At 69.1% G+C, this 19751-nt stretch carries 13 protein-coding genes and 1 pseudogene; 11 read left to right on the forward strand and 3 right to left on the reverse strand.

The window, feature by feature from the left end:
• Nucleotides 1–45 precede the first annotated feature (45 nt).
• On the reverse strand, nucleotides 46–786 hold the full coding sequence (locus tag OID54_RS29170) for a gamma-glutamyl-gamma-aminobutyrate hydrolase family protein (RefSeq protein WP_329024301.1): 741 nt from the start codon (nucleotides 784–786) through the stop codon (nucleotides 46–48).
• An 807-nt stretch (nucleotides 787–1593) separates the two neighbouring features.
• On the reverse strand, nucleotides 1594–2478 hold the full coding sequence (locus OID54_RS29175) for a ParB/RepB/Spo0J family partition protein (RefSeq protein WP_329024303.1): 885 nt from the start codon (nucleotides 2476–2478) through the stop codon (nucleotides 1594–1596).
• Between the two features lie 189 nt (nucleotides 2479–2667).
• On the opposite strand from OID54_RS29175, the gene OID54_RS29180 reads away from it, so the two are divergent.
• The 11 genes and pseudogenes from OID54_RS29180 to argF all read left to right on the forward strand — a co-directional run bounded on the left by OID54_RS29180 (nucleotide 2668) and on the right by argF (nucleotide 18907).
• The gene (locus tag OID54_RS29180; protein WP_329024306.1) at nucleotides 2668–6123 is read left to right on the forward strand and encodes an AfsR/SARP family transcriptional regulator; all 3456 of its coding nucleotides are present in this window, start codon (nucleotides 2668–2670) and stop codon (nucleotides 6121–6123) included.
• A 259-nt stretch (nucleotides 6124–6382) separates the two neighbouring features.
• Nucleotides 6383–6796, forward strand: coding sequence for a cell division protein SepF (locus OID54_RS29185; protein WP_329024307.1), 414 nt, complete (start codon nucleotides 6383–6385; stop codon nucleotides 6794–6796).
• Nucleotides 6797–6852: 56 nt separating this feature from the next.
• Nucleotides 6853–7998, forward strand: a complete 1146-nt coding sequence (locus OID54_RS29190; RefSeq protein WP_329024309.1) for an ATP-binding protein — start codon at nucleotides 6853–6855, stop codon at nucleotides 7996–7998.
• 131 nt (nucleotides 7999–8129) lie between these two features.
• Nucleotides 8130–8444: a nucleotide pyrophosphohydrolase gene (locus OID54_RS29195; protein ID WP_329027855.1), complete on the forward strand. Its 315-nt coding sequence runs from the start codon at nucleotides 8130–8132 to the stop codon at nucleotides 8442–8444.
• Between the two features lie 205 nt (nucleotides 8445–8649).
• Nucleotides 8650–9141, forward strand: a pseudogene (locus OID54_RS29200) (DUF6099 family protein); the annotation flags it as partial.
• 902 nt (nucleotides 9142–10043) lie between these two features.
• Entirely contained in the window at nucleotides 10044–10967 is a 924-nt protein-coding gene (locus tag OID54_RS29205) for an LLM class F420-dependent oxidoreductase (protein ID WP_329024311.1), read from the forward strand.
• A 9-nt stretch (nucleotides 10968–10976) separates the two neighbouring features.
• Nucleotides 10977–11915: a homocysteine S-methyltransferase gene (mmuM, locus tag OID54_RS29210; RefSeq protein ID WP_329024313.1), complete on the forward strand. Its 939-nt coding sequence runs from the start codon at nucleotides 10977–10979 to the stop codon at nucleotides 11913–11915.
• Nucleotides 11916–12218: 303 nt separating this feature from the next.
• Complete coding sequence (locus OID54_RS29215; RefSeq protein ID WP_329024315.1) at nucleotides 12219–13787, forward strand: 3' terminal RNA ribose 2'-O-methyltransferase Hen1; 1569 nt, start codon at nucleotides 12219–12221, stop codon at nucleotides 13785–13787.
• Entirely contained in the window at nucleotides 13784–16351 is a 2568-nt protein-coding gene (locus OID54_RS29220) for a polynucleotide kinase-phosphatase (protein WP_329024317.1), read from the forward strand. Before OID54_RS29215 ends, OID54_RS29220 begins: the two co-directional genes overlap by 4 nt.
• Nucleotides 16352–16498: 147 nt before the next feature.
• The gene (locus OID54_RS29225) at nucleotides 16499–17731 is read left to right on the forward strand and encodes an arginine deiminase (protein ID WP_329024319.1); all 1233 of its coding nucleotides are present in this window, start codon (nucleotides 16499–16501) and stop codon (nucleotides 17729–17731) included.
• A 156-nt stretch (nucleotides 17732–17887) separates the two neighbouring features.
• Nucleotides 17888–18907 (forward strand): ornithine carbamoyltransferase, encoded by a 1020-nt coding sequence (argF, locus tag OID54_RS29230; protein WP_329024321.1) that lies wholly within the window; start codon nucleotides 17888–17890, stop codon nucleotides 18905–18907.
• Nucleotides 18908–19015: 108 nt separating this feature from the next.
• Here argF and OID54_RS29235 read toward each other — a convergent pair whose 3' ends face one another.
• A complete protein-coding gene (locus OID54_RS29235) occupies nucleotides 19016–19435 on the reverse strand; it encodes an ATP-binding protein (protein ID WP_329024323.1) in 420 nt (139 codons plus the stop codon).
• Nucleotides 19436–19751: the final 316 nt, after the last annotated feature.

Consider the following 19751-nt stretch of genomic DNA (forward strand, 5'->3'; position numbering starts at 1 on the left):
CCGCTTCGGGTGAATGGTGAACCCGGTCGGGCCCGGGAAGGCGGATCAGGGAGCCGCCACCTGGATCAGGGCGTCGAAGATGCGCTGCTGGTTCGGGTCCTCGTGCGCCGTGTCCTCGGGATGCCACTGGACGGCCGTCAACCACTCCCGCGCACCGACCAGTTCCAGCGCCTCGGGCGTTCCGTCGGCGGCCCGGGCGGTGATGCGCAGTCCTTCACCGAGCCGGTCCACCCGTAGCCGGTGGTAGCAGGAGACCTCGGCCTTCTCGCCGCCGGTGATGCGCGCGATCCGCGAGCCCGGACGGAGCGTCACGGGGTGCACCAGGTCCCGGTGTTCCCGCTCGGGTCCCTCGAATCCCTGTCGAAGGGTCCCGCCGAGCACGGTGTTGACGATCTGTAGCCCGCGGCACACCGCGAGCAGCGGTCGACCCAGGCGTAGTGCCTGGCGGGCGACTTCGAGATCGAACCCGTCCTGTTCATCGTCCATCCCGGGTGCTCGCGTCGGCCGATCATGCTCCTTGAGCTCGTCGTGCTGCTCGTAGTGGTGTGGCGCGAGGTCGTCGCCGCCCGGGAGCACCACGGCGTCGAACCGTGCCAACCTGGCCGCCACATCCGCTGCGTAGGCGAACCCTCCTGGCGCGTACGGATGGATGGTGACCGGCTCACCGCCGGCCCGCCAGACGGCTTCCACCAGGGCCCGAGCGCTGACTTCGGCCCCGTACCGCACCGCGGACGCGGAGACGGCGAAGCGGGCGGGGATGGCGATCAGCGGTCGGGGAAGGGTCACGTCTGGTCCCGGTCGGCTAGAGGCGGCACGAGCCTGCTGGAAGGGGTCTCAGGGCGTCCTCGACAGGCGGACCGCAGGGCCCGGGTGAGGAGTTGCGCCGCCGGTGGGTGGGGGGAGGCATGGGGTGGTCGTGCCCTCCTGGTGACGGGCGGTCGGCAGGAGGGTGGTGCCGGCCAGATCGCGGCTCGATGACACCGGCGCTCGCTGCAACGCCCGACGGAACGGTTCGATTCCGAGGTGGCGCTGTGCCTTTGGGCCGTGCGTGGATCACCCGGCTCGTCTGCCGACCCGGATGGTGTCCGCCCCCGGCGCTTGTGAGGTGTCGCCCTTCATTCCGTGTGAGATCAAACGACAAGCGGATGGTAGGCGCGGGGGTCGGTCGACGGCAAGGGCGGCCGGTGGGGGGTGCAGCGGAGCACCCGCCGCTCAGAAGGTGCCCGTGGCTCCCCACGCAGACACAAGGCCGCGGCACCCCCAGGGTGCCGCGGCCTTGGTGCTTTTCGGAGCGGGAGGATTTGTACGGGCGGAGTCGATCACCGCGTACGGCACCGGCTCGGTCGGCTCCGGATGAGGAGCGGGTCAGGGACTTCGGACGGAGGTGCCCAACTGCCGGAGAGGTACGGACGCGGGCCGCTCTCCCCGGAGTGGTCGGATGGTTCGGTTTCCCCCGATCCAGGTCCGGCTGCTGAACTGTCGGGCGCGGTGCCCGGGTTGCTCCCGTTGATGGTCGAGTCGGGGGAGGCGAGCAGACCGGCCCGCGGGGTACGACGGGCCTGCCGCCGCACCCCATGGGATGACCGTGCCGGCTCAGGCGCGCCGTTGGGTGATGAGCCGAGCGCCGCGGGACTCCTTCTCGGCCTCCTGCCACAGCCTGCGCAACATGCGAGCCCGTTCCGCCGGGCGCATCCGTGAGATCGCGATCTCCGCACAGGCGACCCCGTCCCCCCACGGCATCGTCATCGTCGCGCGCTGGTGCGGGATGGGTGTCGGAGCCGGATGGCTCGCAGAGGTGAGCGAGCGGGGTTCGCCGGACCTGGAGTCGGTGGCCGCGGCCCGAGCATCAGCCCGCTGCTTCTGCTGCTGCGGGGTGAGCCGGGACAGATTGCGCACATGGACGACCTTGCGACGTCCGGCGAGCAGATCGGCCTGGAGCTCCGGGCCGAGTTCCAGGACGGACAGCTTGGAGGAGATCGTCGACTGGGCGATGCCGAGCCGCTTGGCCGCCTTGCTCTGGGACCCGTAGAACTCCACCAACTTCTTGAGTGCGTGGGCCTGTTCCAGCGGATTCATGTCGTCCCGGTGGACGTTGGCGACGAAGGCCGCCTCCAGGAGCGACCGGTCGGTCGATACGAGCGCGTCGTCGACACTGACCCGGACATGGGTGAGCCCCGCCCGACGGGCCGCCTCCAGGCGCCGATGACCGTCGATCACGATATACCGGGCGCTGGGGTCGAGTTCGACCGCACGGGTCGGACGCTCTCGTACATAGGCTTGGATGGAAGCGACCGTGATGGCGTTGACGAGACCGATCTCCCGCACGCTGGTGGTCAGCGACTCCAAATCCCTCAAGGCTTCGCGTGGATTATCGGGGTTCTGGCTGATGTGACTCAGCGGCAGTTCCGACGGATGGCTGACGGTGGCGTCGGAGGGGGTCTGCCCTGGGGCGGTCATGGTGAACATCTCGGAGGACATACTGATGGAACCCTTCTCTGGCCTGCCGCCCAAGCCCCCCGCGTTCAAGCCCGGGCACTTTGGCAAGATGACAGGGGTCACCAGCCACCGCCTGGCCATGACCTTGCCAATCGCTTGCCACATGGCAATCGATTGCAGAAGATGCATGGCATGACAAACGGGGGAATGCACTTCCGCATCCTGGGAAGGATGGAGTGGCTTTCCCGGGACGTCGCTCTGCCGATCGGACGCCGTCGCGAAAGGCTGTTGCTCGGACTGCTCTTGCTCGACATAGGAAGAGTCGTGCCGGCGCATCGGCTCGTCGATCTCCTGTGGGATGAGGAAGACCCTCCGTCCAGCGCACGCGGCAGTCTTCAGGTCCACGTCTCGCGACTGCGCGGTCGCTTCACGGCGGCGGGGGCCGAGCAGCACGGGTTCTTCCTGTCCCGGGGCAATGACGGATACCTCGTGGACGGGGACCCCGAAGCCGTCGATCTGCACCGCGTCCGCCGTCTGTGGCAGCGCGCCGAAAGGGAGCAGGACGTGCATGAGCGGCTGCGGCTGCTCAATCTGGCACTCGACGACTGGGGTGGCCCGGTGCTCGCCGGTACCGCAGCGGAGGGGCTCGTGCGCCGGCTCGGCACCGGCGTGGACGCGTTATACCTCTCGGCGGTCACCCAGCGGGCGGAGGCGCGGCTTGCCCTGGGCCACCGGGGGCTCCTGCTGGAGGAGTTGGCGCGGGCAACGGCGGAGTACCCGCACCACGAGCGGCTCGCCATGCTCCGCATGATCGCCCTCTACCGCGCCGACCACCGTGGCGAGGCGCTGAAGGTCTACCACGAGACCCGGGCCAGGCTCGCCCAGGACCTCGGTCTCGACCCGGGCGCCGATCTGAATCGCGTCCAGGGGATGATCCTGCGGGCGGATCCCGAACTGCTCGACGGACCGATACTGCCGGATGCCGTCCGTGCAGCCCAGCAGCGCTACGGACCTGCCCGCGGCAACCAAGGGCTCCCCGGTTCCGTACCCCGTGCCCGTACGGCCGGCGGTGTCGAAGGAGGTGCGGCCGGGCCGGCGCAGGTGCGGGACTCCGACAGGGGTTCGGCTTCCATATCCGCTTCTACTGTGGCCAAGGCTCTCAAAACCCACCATGACCGAGCACAGCATGTCGAAAAGGATGTAAGCCACCGACCCCAAACCAGCCATTCCGATCTGCGCGGTTCCTTGTCGTATCGGGTGGATGATCACTCCGATCCGGGGCCGGTGCCCACCCGCCCGGTTGCGGAATCCGTGCAACGCCGTTCCCGGACGGGCGCGTTCATCGGCCGGGCACACGAACTGGAGCGCCTGACCCAGCTCGCATCGCTGGCACGCGGCGGCTCCGGAGTCGTCATGATCGTGGGCCCCGCAGGCAGCGGAAAGACCGCGCTCGCCCTCCAATGGTGTCGCGGCAGCACCGATGCCTTCCCCGACGGTCAGCTCTTCCTGAACCTCCGCGGACACGGCGACGAGAGCCCAATGAATCCCAAGGAGGCGCTGTCCGGCCTGCTACGGGCCCTCGGGGTGCCCTACCAGAAGCTGCCCCACGACGTACCCGCCCTGGCCGAGCTCTACCAGCGCACCCTGACGGGACGCCGGGTGCTCGTCGTCCTCGACAACGCCGAGACCGCCGAGCAGGTCAGACAACTCCTTCCGTACGAAGCCGGCTGCCTCGCACTGGTCACCAGCCGCAACCGACTGGGCGCGCTGATCGTCAGTCACGGCGCCCCCATGCTCCCGCTCTGTCCGCTCGCCGCTGACGACGCGGAAGAACTCGTGCGCAGCGTCATCGGACCCGCCCGCGCCGCGGCCGAGCCCGATGCCCTCGCCGATCTGGTCGCCATCTGCGACCGCACCCCCCTCGCCCTGCGGATAGCCGCGGCCAATCTCGCCCTGCACCCCCAGAGCCTGATCGCCGATCATGTCGCGGAGATGCGCTCGGGCAACCCGCTGGAGAGCCTCGCAGTGGCCGGCGACCCCGACTCCGCGGTCCGCAGGGCCTTCGAGCACTCGTACCGCCGACTGGACCCGCAGGCCAAGGAGGCGTTCCGAACGCTGGGGCTGCTGCCCTGTCCCGTCACCACCGCAGCGGCCGTCGCAGCGCTGCTGGGCCGTTCGATCAGCGCCGCACACCGGGTGATCGACCGCCTCTTCGCCGAGCACCTGGTGGAGCGCAACGGCCAGGACCGGCTGCGGCTGCACGATCTGATCTGGTGGTACGCGCGACTCCTCGCGGACGCGGAGGAGTCGGCCACCGCCCATCGCGAGGCCCGCCGCCGATTGCTGCGCTGGTACACGGCCTGTGCGGACGCCGCAGCTCGGAGCCTGTATCCGCAGATCCTGCGGCTGGACATCGAACCGGTGGCGCCCGAGGACCGCCCCGAAACCTTCCTCGATCCACAGGCCGCAGCGGACTGGTTCGATGCGGAGCAGGCCGGACTGGTGCGACTGATCGAGACCGAGGCCGTCGGCGAGCCCCACCCCGCCGTATGGATCCTCGCCGACACCCTGCGCGGCTACTTCTGGCTCCGCAGGGACGCCGAGACATGGACCGCGGTGGCCACGGTCGCGCTCCGCGCCGCCCAACAGGCGGGCGATCTACGCGGTCAGGCGGCGGCCCAGCAGAGCCTTGGCCTCGTCACCTTCACACTCGGCGGTCTGGAGCTCAGCAGGACCCACTTCGAGCAGGCCATCGAGTTGGCCCGGCGCTCTGGCTGGGGCGAGTGCGAGTCCGTCGCCCTGTCCAACCTCGCCGGAGTCTCGGCCGACCTCGGACTCCTCAGCCACGCGGCCGAGTTCTACGCCCAGTCCATCGGCATCGACCGCGGTCTGCGCCGCACCCCGCACCAGCCCCTCCAGGGCCTGAGCGAAGTGCTCTACGGGATGGGCCGACTGGTGGAGGCGGAGCAGTTGTGCCGCCGTGCACTGGCCATCTCCCGACAGATCTCGGCCCCCGACAGCATCGCCAGGATCAGCACCACCCTGGCGATGATCTCGCTCGACCTGGGGGATCTCAGCACGGCCGAGGGCCTGGCCAGACAGTCCCTGGAGGGGTTCCAAGCCATCGGCAACCTCGCAGGGGAAGGCGACGCCTTCAGCGCTTTGGCGCTCATCGCAGCGGAGGGCGGGGACGACCTCGCCGCACTGCGGTACGGGCTCGCCGCTTGCCGCCTGAGCCGTAGGTCGGGCCGCCCCAGGATCAAGCTCGATGCGATGCTGGCCCTCGGCCACGCCCGCTACCACCGCCATGAGTACACCCGTGCCTTCGAACATTTCCGCATCGCCCGCAGGACCGCAGAGCAGATGGGCTATCTCAAGGGACGGACCATGGCCCTCCTCGGCCTCGGGGTCTGCGCGGTCGGGGCCCGTCGCCATCACGAGGCCCTGGGGTACGCGGCGGGAGCACTCGCCCTGGCCCAGGCATCCCAACTACGGCTCCTGGAGGGGCAGGCCCAGGCCGTCATCTCCCTGGCACAGGAGCAGAGCGGGCACCCCGCTGCTGCCCAACGGGCCCGGGAACAGGCAGTGGCCATCTACCAGATGTCGGGGTACCGGCCCGTGCGTTCACCCTTCGGGGAAGCGGTGGATTCCGGTACGGCCGCCCCGCGTGCGTGCGGCAGGGCATAGACTTTGACGTACCGTCAGTGCCGATCGTGGGTTGCGCCCTGGCTTTCGCGTCCACCGACTCGGGTCGGGACGAGAAGGCGGGCAGTGCTTGCGGGAGGGGTCGCCCAAGGGCCCGATCTCGTGCCCGTCATGACGGTTGACTCGCCAATTGCCCCGGCCGTCACCTGCGCATCAGCGATGGACGGGCCCTTTTCGATGTATGTGCCGCTCATCCGTGTCGGTGTTGGTCCGAACGGGTGAGGGGTACGAGGATACGGGTATGAGTAGGTACGAGAGGTACGACGTCACCGACGAGCAGTGGGCGGGGCTGGCCCAGGTCGTCCCGTTGCGCGGACGAGATGAATGGCCGTCGAGGTCCGACCACCGCACCGATCCACGCGAATACGAAGCAGCGCAGCGCCGGTTCATCGTGCTGAGGGTGCAGGTCTTCTCGGATGCCCGAGAAGTGGCCGACTACCTCATGGGCCAGACGCCCGTACTCCTCGACCTCACCGGTGCGGACACCGATGTGGCCAAGCGCATCCTTGACTTCACCAGTGGCGTCGTCTTCGGTCTGGGCAGCGCCATGCACCGCGTCGACCGGAACGTCTTCCTGCTCACCCCAGAAGGAACCGAGGTCGACGGGACCGTGGAGACGACGGACACCTTCACACGCTCCGTCCCCCGTTCGTAGGAAGGCCGCTGAGACGGAACGGTTCGGCGCGTTGAGTGCTGCGTACCGTCCCGCCCATGGCGACGGACATCTCTCCCGACAGCGACCACGACCTCCGACCCACAGTCACTGAGCTGCGGCTCTCCGCCTTCAGAGCCCATCGCGCCGTCACCTTGCCGCTCACCTCGCTCACGCTCCTGGCGGGGGCGAGCGGCAGCGGAAAGACGAGCGTCCTCCAGGCGTACGAGGCACTGGGGCGCCTTGCGGCCGGCGATGTACTGCCGGACGTCTTCCCGGACCCGGCCCTGTGCGTGCCCGAGTGGGCGGGCGGCGACGGACAGGGCAGAAGGGGCTTTCGCCTCGGCTGTACGGTCGACGGTCCGACCGGGGCGGTGCGTCTCGACCTCGCGGTCCAGGTGGAACCCGCCCTGCGGATCGTGGGCGAGCGGCTGAGCTGCGCCGGTCGGACACTCTTCTCCACCGCCCTGCGCGATCCGCGCCGATCCCGGGTGGAGGGCGCCTGGTACACGTCCGGACGGTCCACCGTGACCCGAGCGGCACTTCCCGACGACCGGCTGGGCACCTCCCTGTTGCCGCTGCGCGTGGCCGGCAAGACCGATGGCCAGTTACACGTCCTGGCCGCGGCGGAGCAGACGGTGCTCGGTCTGCGCTCGGCTTTCGCCTGTGACCCCCAGCCCCGCGGGATGCGACGGCCCGTGGCGGTGGGAGAGGGCAGATTGTGGCAGGGCTGCGACAACCTCGCTGAGGTGCTCCACCGAACGCGGCGGCAGTGCGCCCAGCGCCATGCCCGACTGGCAGCGGCGGTCCGCGCCGGGTGCGCGGGTGAGATCACGGGGCTGCACGTGGAGGAGTTGGCCGACGGCACGGTGCGGGCGCTGCTGGCCCGTGGGGAGGGGAGGGCCACTCCGGTGGGTCGGCTCGGGGACGGAGAGTTGCGCTACCTCGCCCTGGCCCTGGTGTTGCTGACCGGCCCGGGAGTGCTGGCGGTGGATCAGGTGACGGAGGTGCCCGACGCGTACCAGTCGCTGACCGTGCTCGCCGATGGCCTCGACCGTTGCCTGGATCGCAGGCAGGCGCGGGAACTGGTCAGGCTGGCCGCTGAGATGGCGGGTCGGGGCCATGTGCGGCTGGTCGGGGCGGTCGCCGACGCCGGCTTCGCGCAGGGGGTGGAAGGGGTGACGGTGGTAGATCTGGAGCCATGATGAGAGATGAAGGATCGCCGCAGGGGCCCGCACCCTGGAGTGTGGACCGTTCGCCCGGCGGGTCGGACGCCCCTGATCTCGGTGCGCCGGCCGAAGGCGGTCCGACGGGGCCGCATCGGGGGACCCGCGACCTGGACGTGGCGGGTCTGCAACGCAGACTGGCCGACTTTGCTCGGGTGCGGCAGTGGGGTCCGTTCCACACTCCGAAGAACCTCGCGGTCGCCCTCAGCGTGGAGGCGTCCGAGTTGGTGGAGATCTTCCAGTGGCTCACTCCGGAGCAGTCGGCCCGGGTGATGAAGGACGAGGAATCGGCGCATCGGGTGCGCGACGAGGTGGCGGACGTGCTCGCCTACCTGCTCCAGTTCTGCGATGTCCTGGGGGTGGACGCATTGGCCGCGCTCTCCGAGAAGATCGACCGCAACGAGTCACGTTTCCCCGCCCCTTGAGGTGCGCTTGGTGCGCCTGGGGAGCGCTTGGTCCAGACCGCATTTTCTTTTGATCAAGAAAATATCACTCTATGGAGTCATTGAGATATCCACAATCGGCCAGCTGTCCACAGATTTCCGAATTCCCCTGGTGTTTAGGCTCAACAAGCCTCACTCTGGGTAATGAACTGAAAGGGTAGTAGTCGTATGAACGGGGGCAGCGTGCATGGATGCGGAACGGCTCGTGACGGTGAGCCGCAATGCCCTGGCGAAGTGCCGGGTGGTACGGGACGTGGTGGCGGAGGCATGGCAGGCCCAGGCGCTCGCTCAAGCGATCGGAGCCTGGCTCGCGGTCTACGGACCGGCTGAAGCGAGGGGCGAAGCGCGGGCTCTTTGTGAGACGGGCGCCCGTGGGGTGCGAGCTCTCGATCAGCCCGACATGCGCAGCGGGGCGATCCGCGCCGCCCAACTGAAGGGTGTGGCGGACGTCCGGGCGACGTTGACGGCACTGGTCGTCCTCTTGGAGGACGTCGGCATCGCCCTGGTGGGCATCGCCTGCACCACGGGGCAGGAAGCGCTGTACTGGCAGTGCATCGAAGCGGTGGACGCTGCGGATGAGTCGACCGACCGTGCTGCCGGGATGCTTCGGATACTGGCCGATCGGGACATCGGCAGACCCCCTGATGCGAGCCGGGGCAGAGCGGGACCGCGGGCCGGCAGGGCTCCGGTGGAGATCGACGGCGGCTGTCCCTCTCGTGCACCCGTCCCCGGCCCAGGGGCACATCAGACGGATAGCGCAGACCCATGGAACGGGTCCGGTTCGATACGTGGTTCCGGCCCGGTGGACGCCGGGCTGTCCGGTCGCCCTCATGGAGCGGACCCCGCAGGCCCGCAGGACGGCCGTCGGCCGGGTGCGCGTGGCGCCTTCCAGGGTGCTCGGGGCTCACCCGGAACCGCGGGCGAAAACTGTGCGCGACTCGGCACCGTGGACTCGGCGGCGAGTTCATGGTGACGGTCGAAGCCATGGCGGGAAGGGCAGCAACGGGGACGGGCGGGGGAAGTGCGGCCGGTGGCACCGGACCCTGCACGAGACGGGGCACCGTCCGTTCGACCCCCGGGCTCGACCTCTGAGCTCGACCCTCGGACGTGACCTCTGAGCCCGATCTCTCAGCTCGGCCTCCAGACCTGGCGTGTGAGCCCGATCGCTGTGCCTGATCGCTGTGCCTGATCTCTGAGGCCGATCCACGAGGAGCAGCCGGGTGCGGTGTGCGACAGACCAGGCCCGTGTGCGGGGTGGACGGCCTGGGCGCCGGTTCGCGCGGCGGCCTGGCGTCGAGGGAACGGCCCGACGAGCGCAGTCGGGGCGGGGCTGCTCTCTGGTCCCCACCGGATGGTGGGCTGGGCCTGTGAGCAGGCCGCACCGCGGGGAGGGAGGCGGGGGAGGGAGGGGAGGGAGGGAGGGGGGAGGCCCCCCGGCACCGGTGCTCACCCGTCCGTCGACCCTTCTGACCAGCACCTCAGGCCGTCGACCGCAGGGAATTCACCCCGCAGAGCCGTCGTTGAGTGTTCGGGCGGCGGGGGCTGGCGGCACTCGGCATGCGAAGGTGCAGGATGGTGGACATGGATCTCCGAATCTTCACCGAACCCCAGCAGGGCGCGAGCTACGACACCTTGCTGACCGTTGCCCAGGCCACCGAGGCCCTGGGATTCGACGCCTTCTTCCGCTCCGACCACTATGTGGCGATGGGGTCAGCCGATGGGCTGCCCGGTCCCACCGACGCCTGGATCACCCTGGCCGGTCTCGCCCGGGAGACCGAACGCATCAAGCTCGGCACCCTGATGACCGCGGGCACGTTTCGGCTGCCGGGAGTCCTCGCGATCCAGGTCGCACAGGTCGACCAGATGTCGGGCGGGCGGGTCGAGCTCGGACTGGGCGCAGGCTGGTTCGAGGAGGAGCACCGCGCCTACGGAATCCCCTTCCCCAAGGAGAAGTTCGCCCGCCTTGAGGAGCAGTTGGCCATCGTCACCGGGCTCTGGGGCACCGAGGTCGGCAAGACCTTCTCGTACGAGGGCACGCACTACCAGTTGACCGATTCGCCCGCGCTGCCCAAGCCGGTAGGGGGCAAGGTGCCCGTCCTGATCGGTGGTCACGGCGCCACCCGCACACCGCGGCTCGCCGCACAGTACGCCGATGAGTTCAACATCCCCTTCGCCTCGATCGAGGACAGTGAGCGCCAGTTCGGCCGGGTGCGTGCTGCCGCGGAGGCCGTCGGGCGTCGGCCCGACGACCTGGTGTACTCCAACGCCCTGGTCGTCTGTGTGGGCAGGGACGACGCGGAGGTGGCGCGCAGGGCTGCCGCCATCGGTCGTGAGGTGGATGAGTTGAAGGCGAACGGACTGGCCGGTTCGCCTGCCGAAGTGGTCGACAAGATCGGGCGCTATGGAGAGATCGGCGCCTCCCGGATCTACCTCCAGCTCCTCGACCTCCACGACCTGGACCATCTGGAGCTGATCTCGGCACAGGTCCAGACCGAACTGAGCTGAGGCAGGCCCGTGCGCCCGACCCGTACGCTCGCCACCGCTCTCGCCGGGGGCCCCGTCGTCCTCGACGGCGGTCTCTCCAACCAACTGGCGGCGCAAGGATGTGATCTGAGCGGTGATCTCTGGTCGGCCGGGTTGCTCGCCGATGATCCGGGCCAACTGGTCGCCGCCCACACCGCATATGTACGGGCGGGGGCACGGGTACTCATCACCGCCAGCTATCAGGCTTCCTTCGAGGGCTTCGCCCGACGCGGGATCGGTCGGACGCGGGCCTGTGAGCTGTTGGCCCGCAGCGTCGAGTGCGCCCGCCTCGTGGGTGACCGGAGCGACGAGGAAGTGTGGGTGGCGGCCTCGGTGGGTCCCTACGGCGCGGTGCTCGCCGACGGCAGTGAGTACCGCGGACGGTACGGGCTCTCGGTGGGCGAACTCGAACGCTTCCACCGGCCCCGCATCGAGGCACTGGCCGATGCGGGCCCCGACGTACTCGCTCTGGAGACCGTTCCGGACATGGATGAGGCCCGAGCCCTGCTGCGCGCAGCCGAAGGGTGCGGTCTGCCGCTGTGGCTCTCGTACAACGTCGCCGATGGACGTACGCGGGCGGGCCAGCAACTGTCCATGGCCATGGAGTTGGCCGCCAACCATCCTCAAGTGATCGCCGTGGGGGTCAACTGCTGTCACCCCGACGAGGTGGGGGAGGCGGTGGCACGCGCGGTGGCGGCGACGGGGAAGCCCGCGGTCGCCTATCCCAACAGCGGTGAGGGCTGGGACGGCCGCCGTCGGGCGTGGTGCGGCAGTTCGGCGTACGACCCCGGTGTGGCGGGGGAGTGGCTGGCAGCGGGCGCCCGACTGGTGGGCGGCTGTTGTCGGGTGGGTCCCGATGCGATCGCCGAACTGGCCGAGGCGCTCGCACCGCCGCTGCCTCCCGGCGCTCCCCCGACGGACGGCCGCTAGCGGGTTTTCCTCATCGGTGGCGGTAGGCAGCCGGTCGGCGCAGCGCCATGGACACCTGCGGCAGGAACTCGACGGGCCCGGGTGGGGACGACGTGTCCTTTCCCCGATCGGCGTGGGGCGCTCGGGCCCCATGACCCCACGAACAGTGTCCGAGCAGGCTGAACGGGCATCGGTCCGTTTGTCCGGGCGGTTGCGCGGGCCGGTCGCAGCGTCTGAGCGGTTGCGTGGGCCGGCTCGCAGCGTCTGAGCGAAGCACCGAGAAATCGCTTTCTCGACCTGGTCGCATGCACAATAATCGATGGGGTGTTCCTGACAATCAGTACAACTGGCACTCCTGAACGTCCTGCCACCGATCTTGGATTTCTGCTCCACAAGCATCCGGACAAGGCGCAGACGTTCTCCACCTCGTACGGCACGGCGCACGTCTTCTATCCCGAGGCGTCCGTCGAGCGGTGCACCGCTGCCCTGCTGCTGGAAGTGGATCCGGTGGCCCTGGTGCGACGCGGCAAGGGCAAGGGGAGGGGCGGCGCGCCCGACGCAGCGCTCGCCCAGTATGTGAACGACCGCCCCTACGCGGCCTCCTCCCTCCTTGCGGTCGCCCTGAGCGCGGTGTTCAGCAGCGCCCTACGCGGTGTGTGCGCAGCGCGTCCCGAGCGGGCCGAGGCTCCCCTGCCACTGCGCATTGAGGTGCCCGCGCTCCCCGCCAGAGGCGGCCCGAAACTGGTCGACAAGCTGTTCCGCCCGCTCGGCTGGAGTGTGGAGGCGCTACCGGTCCCCCTCGACGAGAAGTTCCCTGAGTGGGGTGATTCGCGCTATGTCCAGTTGGTCCTGGAGGGCGAAGTACGGCTGGCGGATGCACTGCGACAGCTCTATGTCCTGCTCCCGGTCCTCGATGATGCCAAGCACTACTGGGTATCCCCGGACGAGGTCGACAAACTGCTGCGCGCGGGGGACGGCTGGCTCGCCGACCACCCCGAGCAGAAGTTGATCACCAGCCGCTATCTCTCCCGACGGTGGGGACTGACCCGACAGGCGATGGAACGCCTCGAACTGGTTCGACTGGCCGAGTCCGACGATCTCCAGGTCGAGGACGTCGACAACGCGGTGGACGAATCGACCGACACCGAGGAGAAGCCGGTACCGCTCGCAGAGCAGCGGCGGGACGCCATCCTGGAGGCGTTGCGAGGCTCCGGCGCGACCCGTGTCCTCGACCTCGGCTGCGGGCAGGGGCAGTTGGTGCAGGCCCTCCACAAGGATGTGCGCTTCACGGAGATCGTCGGAGTGGACGTTTCCGTACGTGCGCTGACGATCGCGGAACGGCGCCTGAAACTGGACCGGATGAGTGAGCGGCAGGCCGCCCGGATCAAGCTGATCCAGGGCTCCCTCACCTACACCGACAAGCGGCTCACCGGGTATGACGCAGCCGTGCTCAGCGAGGTCATCGAACACCTCGACCTCCCTCGGCTGCCCGCCCTGGAGTACGCGGTCTTCGGGGCCGCCCGCCCCATGACCGTCCTGGTGACCACGCCGAACGTCGAGTACAACGTCCGCTGGGAGACCCTGCCAGCGGGCCATGTCCGTCACGGTGACCACCGTTTTGAGTGGACGCGCGCCGAGTTCCGCGCCTGGGCCATCGGCACCGCCGAGCGGAACGGCTACGACGTCGCGTTCACTCCGGTCGGCCCCGACGATCCCGAGGTGGGGCCGCCCACCCAGATGGCGATCTTCACCCGTGCCGACCGGCCGGACGGGAACACCCCCGACGGCAAGGACCGGGCACACCGGCCGGGCCGCGAGACCACCGGGAGCCGGCGTACGGACGAGCGCACCGACGAGCGCACCGACAGCGAGAAGGAGGCGAAGGCCGCATGACCACGACGACCGACAGCATCGGGACGCTCCCGCACCGGAAGCTCCCCGTCACCGACCTCTCCCTCGTCGTACTGATCGGTGCCACCGGCTCTGGGAAGTCCACCTTCGCCCACCAGCACTTCAAGCCGACCGAGATCGTCTCGTCCGACTTCTGCCGCGGCCTGGTCGCCGATGATGAGAACGACCAGAGCGCGAGCGGCGACGCCTTCGACGTGCTCCACTACATCGCGGGCAAACGCCTCGCCGCCGGTCGGCTCACCGTCGTCGACGCCACCAGCGTGCAGGCCGAGAGCCGTCGCCAACTCGTGCAGTTGGCCAGGCAGCACGACGTACTGCCCATCGCCATCGTCCTCGACCTGCCGGAAGCGGTCTGCGTCGAGCGCAATGCGCTGCGTCCCGAGCGGGCCGGCATGGACCCCCGCGTCATCCGGCGCCACCAGCGCGAACTGCGCCGCTCCCTGCGCGGACTGGAACGCGAGGGCTTCCGCAAGGTCCACGTCCTGCGCAGCGTCGAAGAGGTGGCGGCGGCCGAGGTCGTCCTGGAGCGCCGCTACAACGACCTCCGCCATCTCACCGGCCCGTTCGACATCGTCGGAGACATCCATGGATGCAGCTCCGAGTTGGACACCCTGCTCGGGAAGCTCGGCTACGTCGACGGCGTGCACCCGGAAGGTCGTACCGCAGTCTTCGTCGGCGACCTCGTCGACCGGGGTCCCGACAGTCCCGGTGTCCTGCGGCGCGTGATGGCCATGGTGGCCTCGGGGAACGCCCTGTGCGTGCCCGGCAACCACGAGAACAAGTTGGGCCGCTACCTCAAGGGCAGAAACGTCCAGCACACCCACGGTCTCGCCGAGACCATCGAGCAGTTGGAACGGGAGGACGCCACGGATCCCGCCTTCCGGGAGCAGGTGGCGCAGTTCATCGACGGACTGGTCAGCCACTACGTCCTGGACGGCGGCAAGCTGGTCGTCTGTCACGCCGGTCTGCCCGAGAAGTACCACGGCCGCACCTCCGGCCGGGTCCGGTCCCACGCCCTGTACGGGGACACGACGGGCGAGACCGACGAGTTCGGCCTGCCCGTGCGCTACCCGTGGGCGGAGGACTACCGCGGACGCGCCGCCGTGGTCTACGGCCACACCCCCGTCCCCAACACGTCCTGGATCAACAACACCATCTGCCTGGACACCGGCGCGGTCTTCGGCGGGAAGATGACCGCCCTGCGCTGGCCTGAGCGCGAGCTCGTCGACGTACCGGCCGAGAAGGTCTGGTACGAACCGGCCCGTCCGCTGCTCACCGATGCCCCGGGCAGCCGTGAGGGCCGTCCGCTGGACCTCGCCGACGTCCAGGGGCGTCGGGTGGTGGAGACCCGTCACCACGCCCGGATCAGCGTGCGCGAGGAGAATGCGGCGGCGGCCCTGGAAGTGATGAGCCGCTTCGCCGTCGACCCCCGGCTGCTGCCCTATCTGCCGCCGACGATGGCGCCGACCGCCACCTCGAAGGAGGAGGGCTATCTGGAGCACCCGGTGGAGGCGTTCGCCCAGTACCGGGCGGACGGTGTGGCCCGGGTCGTGTGCGAGGAGAAGCACATGGGTTCGCGCGCCGTGGCCCTGGTCTGCCGGGACGCCGAGGCGGCCAGGCAGCGGTTCGGGGTCGACGGGCCCACCGGGACGATCTATACCCGCACCGGCCGCCCCTTCTTCGACGACGAGACCGTCACCGAGGAGATCCTCGACCGTCTGCGGGCCGCGGTCACGGCGGCCGGCCTCTGGACGGAGTTGGACACCGATTGGCTGCTCCTCGATGCGGAGCTGATGCCCTGGTCGCTGAAGGCGTCCGGGCTGCTGCGCTCGCAGTACGCGGCGGTCGGCGCCGCGTCCGCCGCCGTCTTCCCGTCCGCCACGAGCGTCCTGGAGTCGGCGGTGGCACGGGGCATCGGGGTCGAGGGACTGCTCGCCACGCAACGGGAGCGCGCTGCTGACGCAGCGGCGTTCACGACGGCCTACCGGCGCTACTGCTGGCCCACCGACGGTCTCGACGGGGTGCGCCTTGCTCCCTTCCAGATCCTGGCCGTGCGCGGTCGCTCGCTGGCGACCGAGCCCCACGACGTCCAACTGGGTTGGTTGGACCGGCTGGTGGAGCACGATGCCGCGGGCCTGCTCCAGGTCACTCGACGCCTGGTCGTGGCCACCGGCGACGAGGAATCCGTACGGGCCGGCGTCGACTGGTGGCTGGAGATGACCGGTCGCGGCGGCGAGGGCATGGTCGTCAAACCGCTCCAGGCCCTGGCCCGTGACGGCAAGGGGCGACTCGTGCAGCCGGGCATCAAGGTGCGCGGCCGGGAGTATCTGCGGATCATCTACGGTCCCGAGTACACCCGCCCCGACCAGCTTGAGCGGCTGCGTCAGCGCTTCTTGAACCACAAGCGGTCCCTCGCGCTGCGCGAGTACGCGCTCGGGCTCGAAGCGCTGGATCGACTGGCGGACTCGGAGCCCTTGTGGCGCGTCCACGAGGCGGTCTTCGCGGTGCTCGCCCTGGAGTCGGAGCCGGTGGACCCCCGATTGTGATCGGCGCGGGCGCAGCGAGCCAGGAAGGCACTTCGGTGAACTTCCCCGCTCGCTGCGCCTCGTCCGGGCAGGGTCGGGCCCTGTGCCGCCCGGGATGTTCCGGCAGTTCTCCGAGTGAAGTGGGCGCCGCGCGGTGAGGATGGGGACATGGGATTTCGAGTCGACTCCGAGGCCGGGCGGCTGCGCCGGGTCATTTTGCACCGCCCGGACCTGGAGCTGAAGCGTCTGACGCCCAGCAACAAGGACGCGCTTCTCTTCGACGACGTGCTCTGGGTCCGCCGGGCCCGCCAGGAGCATGACGGTTTCGCGGACATACTGCGTGACCGGGGCGTCGAGGTCCATCTCTTCGGGGATCTCCTGCGGGAGTCGCTGGAGATCCCCGAACCCAGGAAGCTGGTCCTGGACCGCGTCTTCGACGAGAAGGAGTACGGTCCCCTGGCCACCGACCATCTACGGGCCGTCTTCGATGAGCTTCCGACGGCCGACCTGGTGGAAGCGCTGGTCGGCGGGATGACCAAGCGGGAGTTCCTCGCCGGTCATCCGGAGCCGACGTCCGTGCGCTTCCACGCGATGGACCTCGACGACTTCCTCCTCGACCCGCTGCCCAATCACCTCTTCACACGCGACACCTCGGCCTGGATCTACGACGGGGTCTCCATCAACGCGATGCGATGGCCCGCGAGACAGCGGGAGACGGTCCACTTCGAGGCGATCTACAAGTACCACCCCCTCTTCACCGGTTCGCAGGCCGGCGCCTTCCACCACTGGTCGGAGGGGCAGGACGACTATCCGTCCACGATCGAGGGCGGTGACGTCCTGGTCATCGGCAACGGCGCGGTGCTGATCGGGATGAGCGAGCGCACCACGCCGCAGGCGGTGGAGATGTTGGCCCGCGGGCTGTTCGCGGCGGGTTCCGCCCGGACGATCGTGGCGCTCGACATGCCCAAGCGGCGGGCGTTCATGCATCTCGACACCGTGATGACCATGGTCGACGGAGATACGTTCACCCAGTACGCAGGGCTGGGCAATCTCCGGTCGTACACCATCGAACCGGCCGAGGGGCCGCAGGGGCTCAAGGTGAGCGATCATCCGCCCGAGCAGATGCACAGCGCCATCGCCGCGGCGCTCGGCCTCACTCAGATCCGGGTGCTGACCGCGACCCAGGACGTGCACTCGGCGGAGCGCGAGCAGTGGGACGACGGCTGCAACGTCCTGGCGGTGGAGCCTGGTGTGGTGGTGGCGTACGAGCGCAATGTCACGACCAATACCCATCTACGCAAACAGGGCATCGAGGTCATTGAGATCCCGGGGAGCGAACTGGGGCGGGGGAGGGGCGGTCCGCGGTGCATGAGCTGTCCCGTGGAGCGCGCGCCCGTGTGACCGTGCGCGGCGACATACAGGGGCGTGCGACGGCAGCGCCTGCGCCCCCGGGTGCTTCCGGATGTCGGAGTCGGACCCACCCCGCACCTGTATAGCAATGCATGCTTTCGTATACACTTCCAAAGTCACCGCATTCGCGACGCAGGAGTACCCACCATGGCGATACATCTCGAAGGCCGCCACGTCCTCAAGGAGCTGGATTTCACGGCCGAGGAGTTTCGCAGTCTGATCGAGCTGTCCGCCCGGCTGAAGGCCGCGAAGCGGGCCGGCGCCGAGGTGCGACTCCTCAGCGGGAAGAACATCGCGCTGATCTTCGAGAAGGCGTCGACGCGCACGCGCTGCGCCTTCGAGGTCGCGGCGGCGGACCAAGGGGCCGCTACTACGTATATCGATCCAGCGAGTTCGCATATCGGACGCAAGGAGTCGGCCAAGGATACTGCACGCGTTCTTGGTCGTATGTTCGATGCGATCGAGTTCCGCGGCGACGCCCAGGCCACGGTCGAGCAACTGGCGGAGTTCGCCGGGGTACCCGTCTACAACGGCCTCACCGATGTCTGGCATCCCACCCAGATGCTGGCCGATGTACTGACGATGACCGAGCACTGCTCCAAGCCGCTCGACGAGATGGCCTTCGCCTACTTCGGCGACGCCCGGTTCAACATGGGGAACTCCTACCTCGTCACCGGCGCCCTGCTCGGCATGGACGTACGCATCGTCGCGCCCCGGTCGTTCTGGCCGACCGAGGAGATCGTGGCCAGGGCCCGGGCCATCGCCGAGGTCAGCGGCGCCCGACTGACCCTCACCGAGGACATCGCCGAAGGGGCTCACGGAGTGGACTTCGTGGCCACGGACGTGTGGGTCTCCATGGGTGAGCCCAAGGAGATCTGGGACGTGCGGATCAAGGCCCTCGGTCCGTACGCCGTGACCATGGACGTACTGCGCGCCACCGGCAACCCCGACGTCAAGTTCCTGCACTGCCTGCCCGCCTTCCACGACCTCGACACCACGGTCGCCCGGGAGATCCACGAGCGCTACGGGCTGACCGAACTCGAAGTCACGAACGAGGTCTTCGAATCGGATCATTCGGTCGTCTTCGACGAGGCGGAGAACCGGATGCACACGATCAAGGCGGTACTGGTGGCCACCCTCGCTGCCCCCGGGGCGCTGCCGGCCTGAAGTGCCGCGGCTCGGCCGAGGTGGCTCCTGCCTGCTCCGCCTCGGGAAGCGCGACCGGGCCACCTTGTGCGTAGTGCTGCGCCCGGTCACTGACTGGTCCGCCGGGATTCACGGACCGGTGGTCCGCAGGGTGAACCACATGGCCTTGCCCTCCGCCGTCGGTCGCTGTCCACAATCCGAGCTGAGTGCCCTGACTAGCAGTAGTCCGCGGCCGTTCTCGCACCACGGGGCAACCGGCCGTCCCGAGTGAGGCGGCGGCTGCCCAGGCAGCATCGGTCCGCCGTCGTGCACCTCCACCCGCCATCCGGTGGGCAGGAGTTGTACGACCAGCGAGATCGGGTGTGCGACGTGGGTGTGTTCGACCGCGTTCGCCACCAACTCCGCCGTGAGCAGTTCCGCCGTGGCGCTGTCCGCGGTCGCCGCGAGCTCAGCCCACGCCGTACGGATGAGGGCACGCGCCATCGGTACCGCCGCCGCCGTATGCGGCAGGGCGATGCGCCAGGAGGCCGGGCCGGACACAGTGGACACAGCGGGATCCGTTTCTCGATCGTCACAGTGGGGGCTGGCCGGACGGCCAGGAGGCGGTCGCTCGGCCTCCACGGGAGGAAGCCCCTCGGGTTTTCGACCGGTCGGTGACCCTCCCGATCAGGAGCCCTGCCACAACCGCGGTACGGCACCGGCCCCGCCTCACGCCTACCCCCGAGCGCCTCCGTCAAGTAAAAAGAATTTCGCACACCCATTCGTCGATAAGCTGACTATTTCTTTCGGATTTCGACCGTGGGTAATGGGTGAAGGAAACTTTCCTGTTCGAATTCCTAGTCGTTAGCCTGCCTGGCGACGGGGG

This window comes from Streptomyces sp. NBC_00690, assembly GCF_036226685.1.
Classification (GTDB): Bacteria; Actinomycetota; Actinomycetes; order Streptomycetales; family Streptomycetaceae; genus Streptomyces.

What these genes read in the sequence shown, in the direction of transcription:
- OID54_RS29175 (WP_329024303.1), bottom strand. Translation starts at nt 2,478, where the DNA reads ATGTCCTCCGAGATGTTCACCATGACCGCCCCAGGGCAGACCCCCTCC.
- OID54_RS29180 (WP_329024306.1), top strand. Translation starts at nt 2,668, where the DNA reads ATGGAGTGGCTTTCCCGGGACGTCGCTCTGCCGATCGGACGCCGTCGC.
- OID54_RS29185 (WP_329024307.1), top strand. Translation starts at nt 6,383, where the DNA reads ATGAGTAGGTACGAGAGGTACGACGTCACCGACGAGCAGTGGGCGGGG.
- OID54_RS29190 (WP_329024309.1), top strand. Translation starts at nt 6,853, where the DNA reads ATGGCGACGGACATCTCTCCCGACAGCGACCACGACCTCCGACCCACA.
- OID54_RS29205 (WP_329024311.1), top strand. Translation starts at nt 10,044, where the DNA reads ATGGATCTCCGAATCTTCACCGAACCCCAGCAGGGCGCGAGCTACGAC.
- OID54_RS29220 (WP_329024317.1), top strand. Translation starts at nt 13,784, where the DNA reads ATGACCACGACGACCGACAGCATCGGGACGCTCCCGCACCGGAAGCTC.
- OID54_RS29225 (WP_329024319.1), top strand. Translation starts at nt 16,499, where the DNA reads ATGGGATTTCGAGTCGACTCCGAGGCCGGGCGGCTGCGCCGGGTCATT.
- argF (WP_329024321.1), top strand. Translation starts at nt 17,888, where the DNA reads ATGGCGATACATCTCGAAGGCCGCCACGTCCTCAAGGAGCTGGATTTC.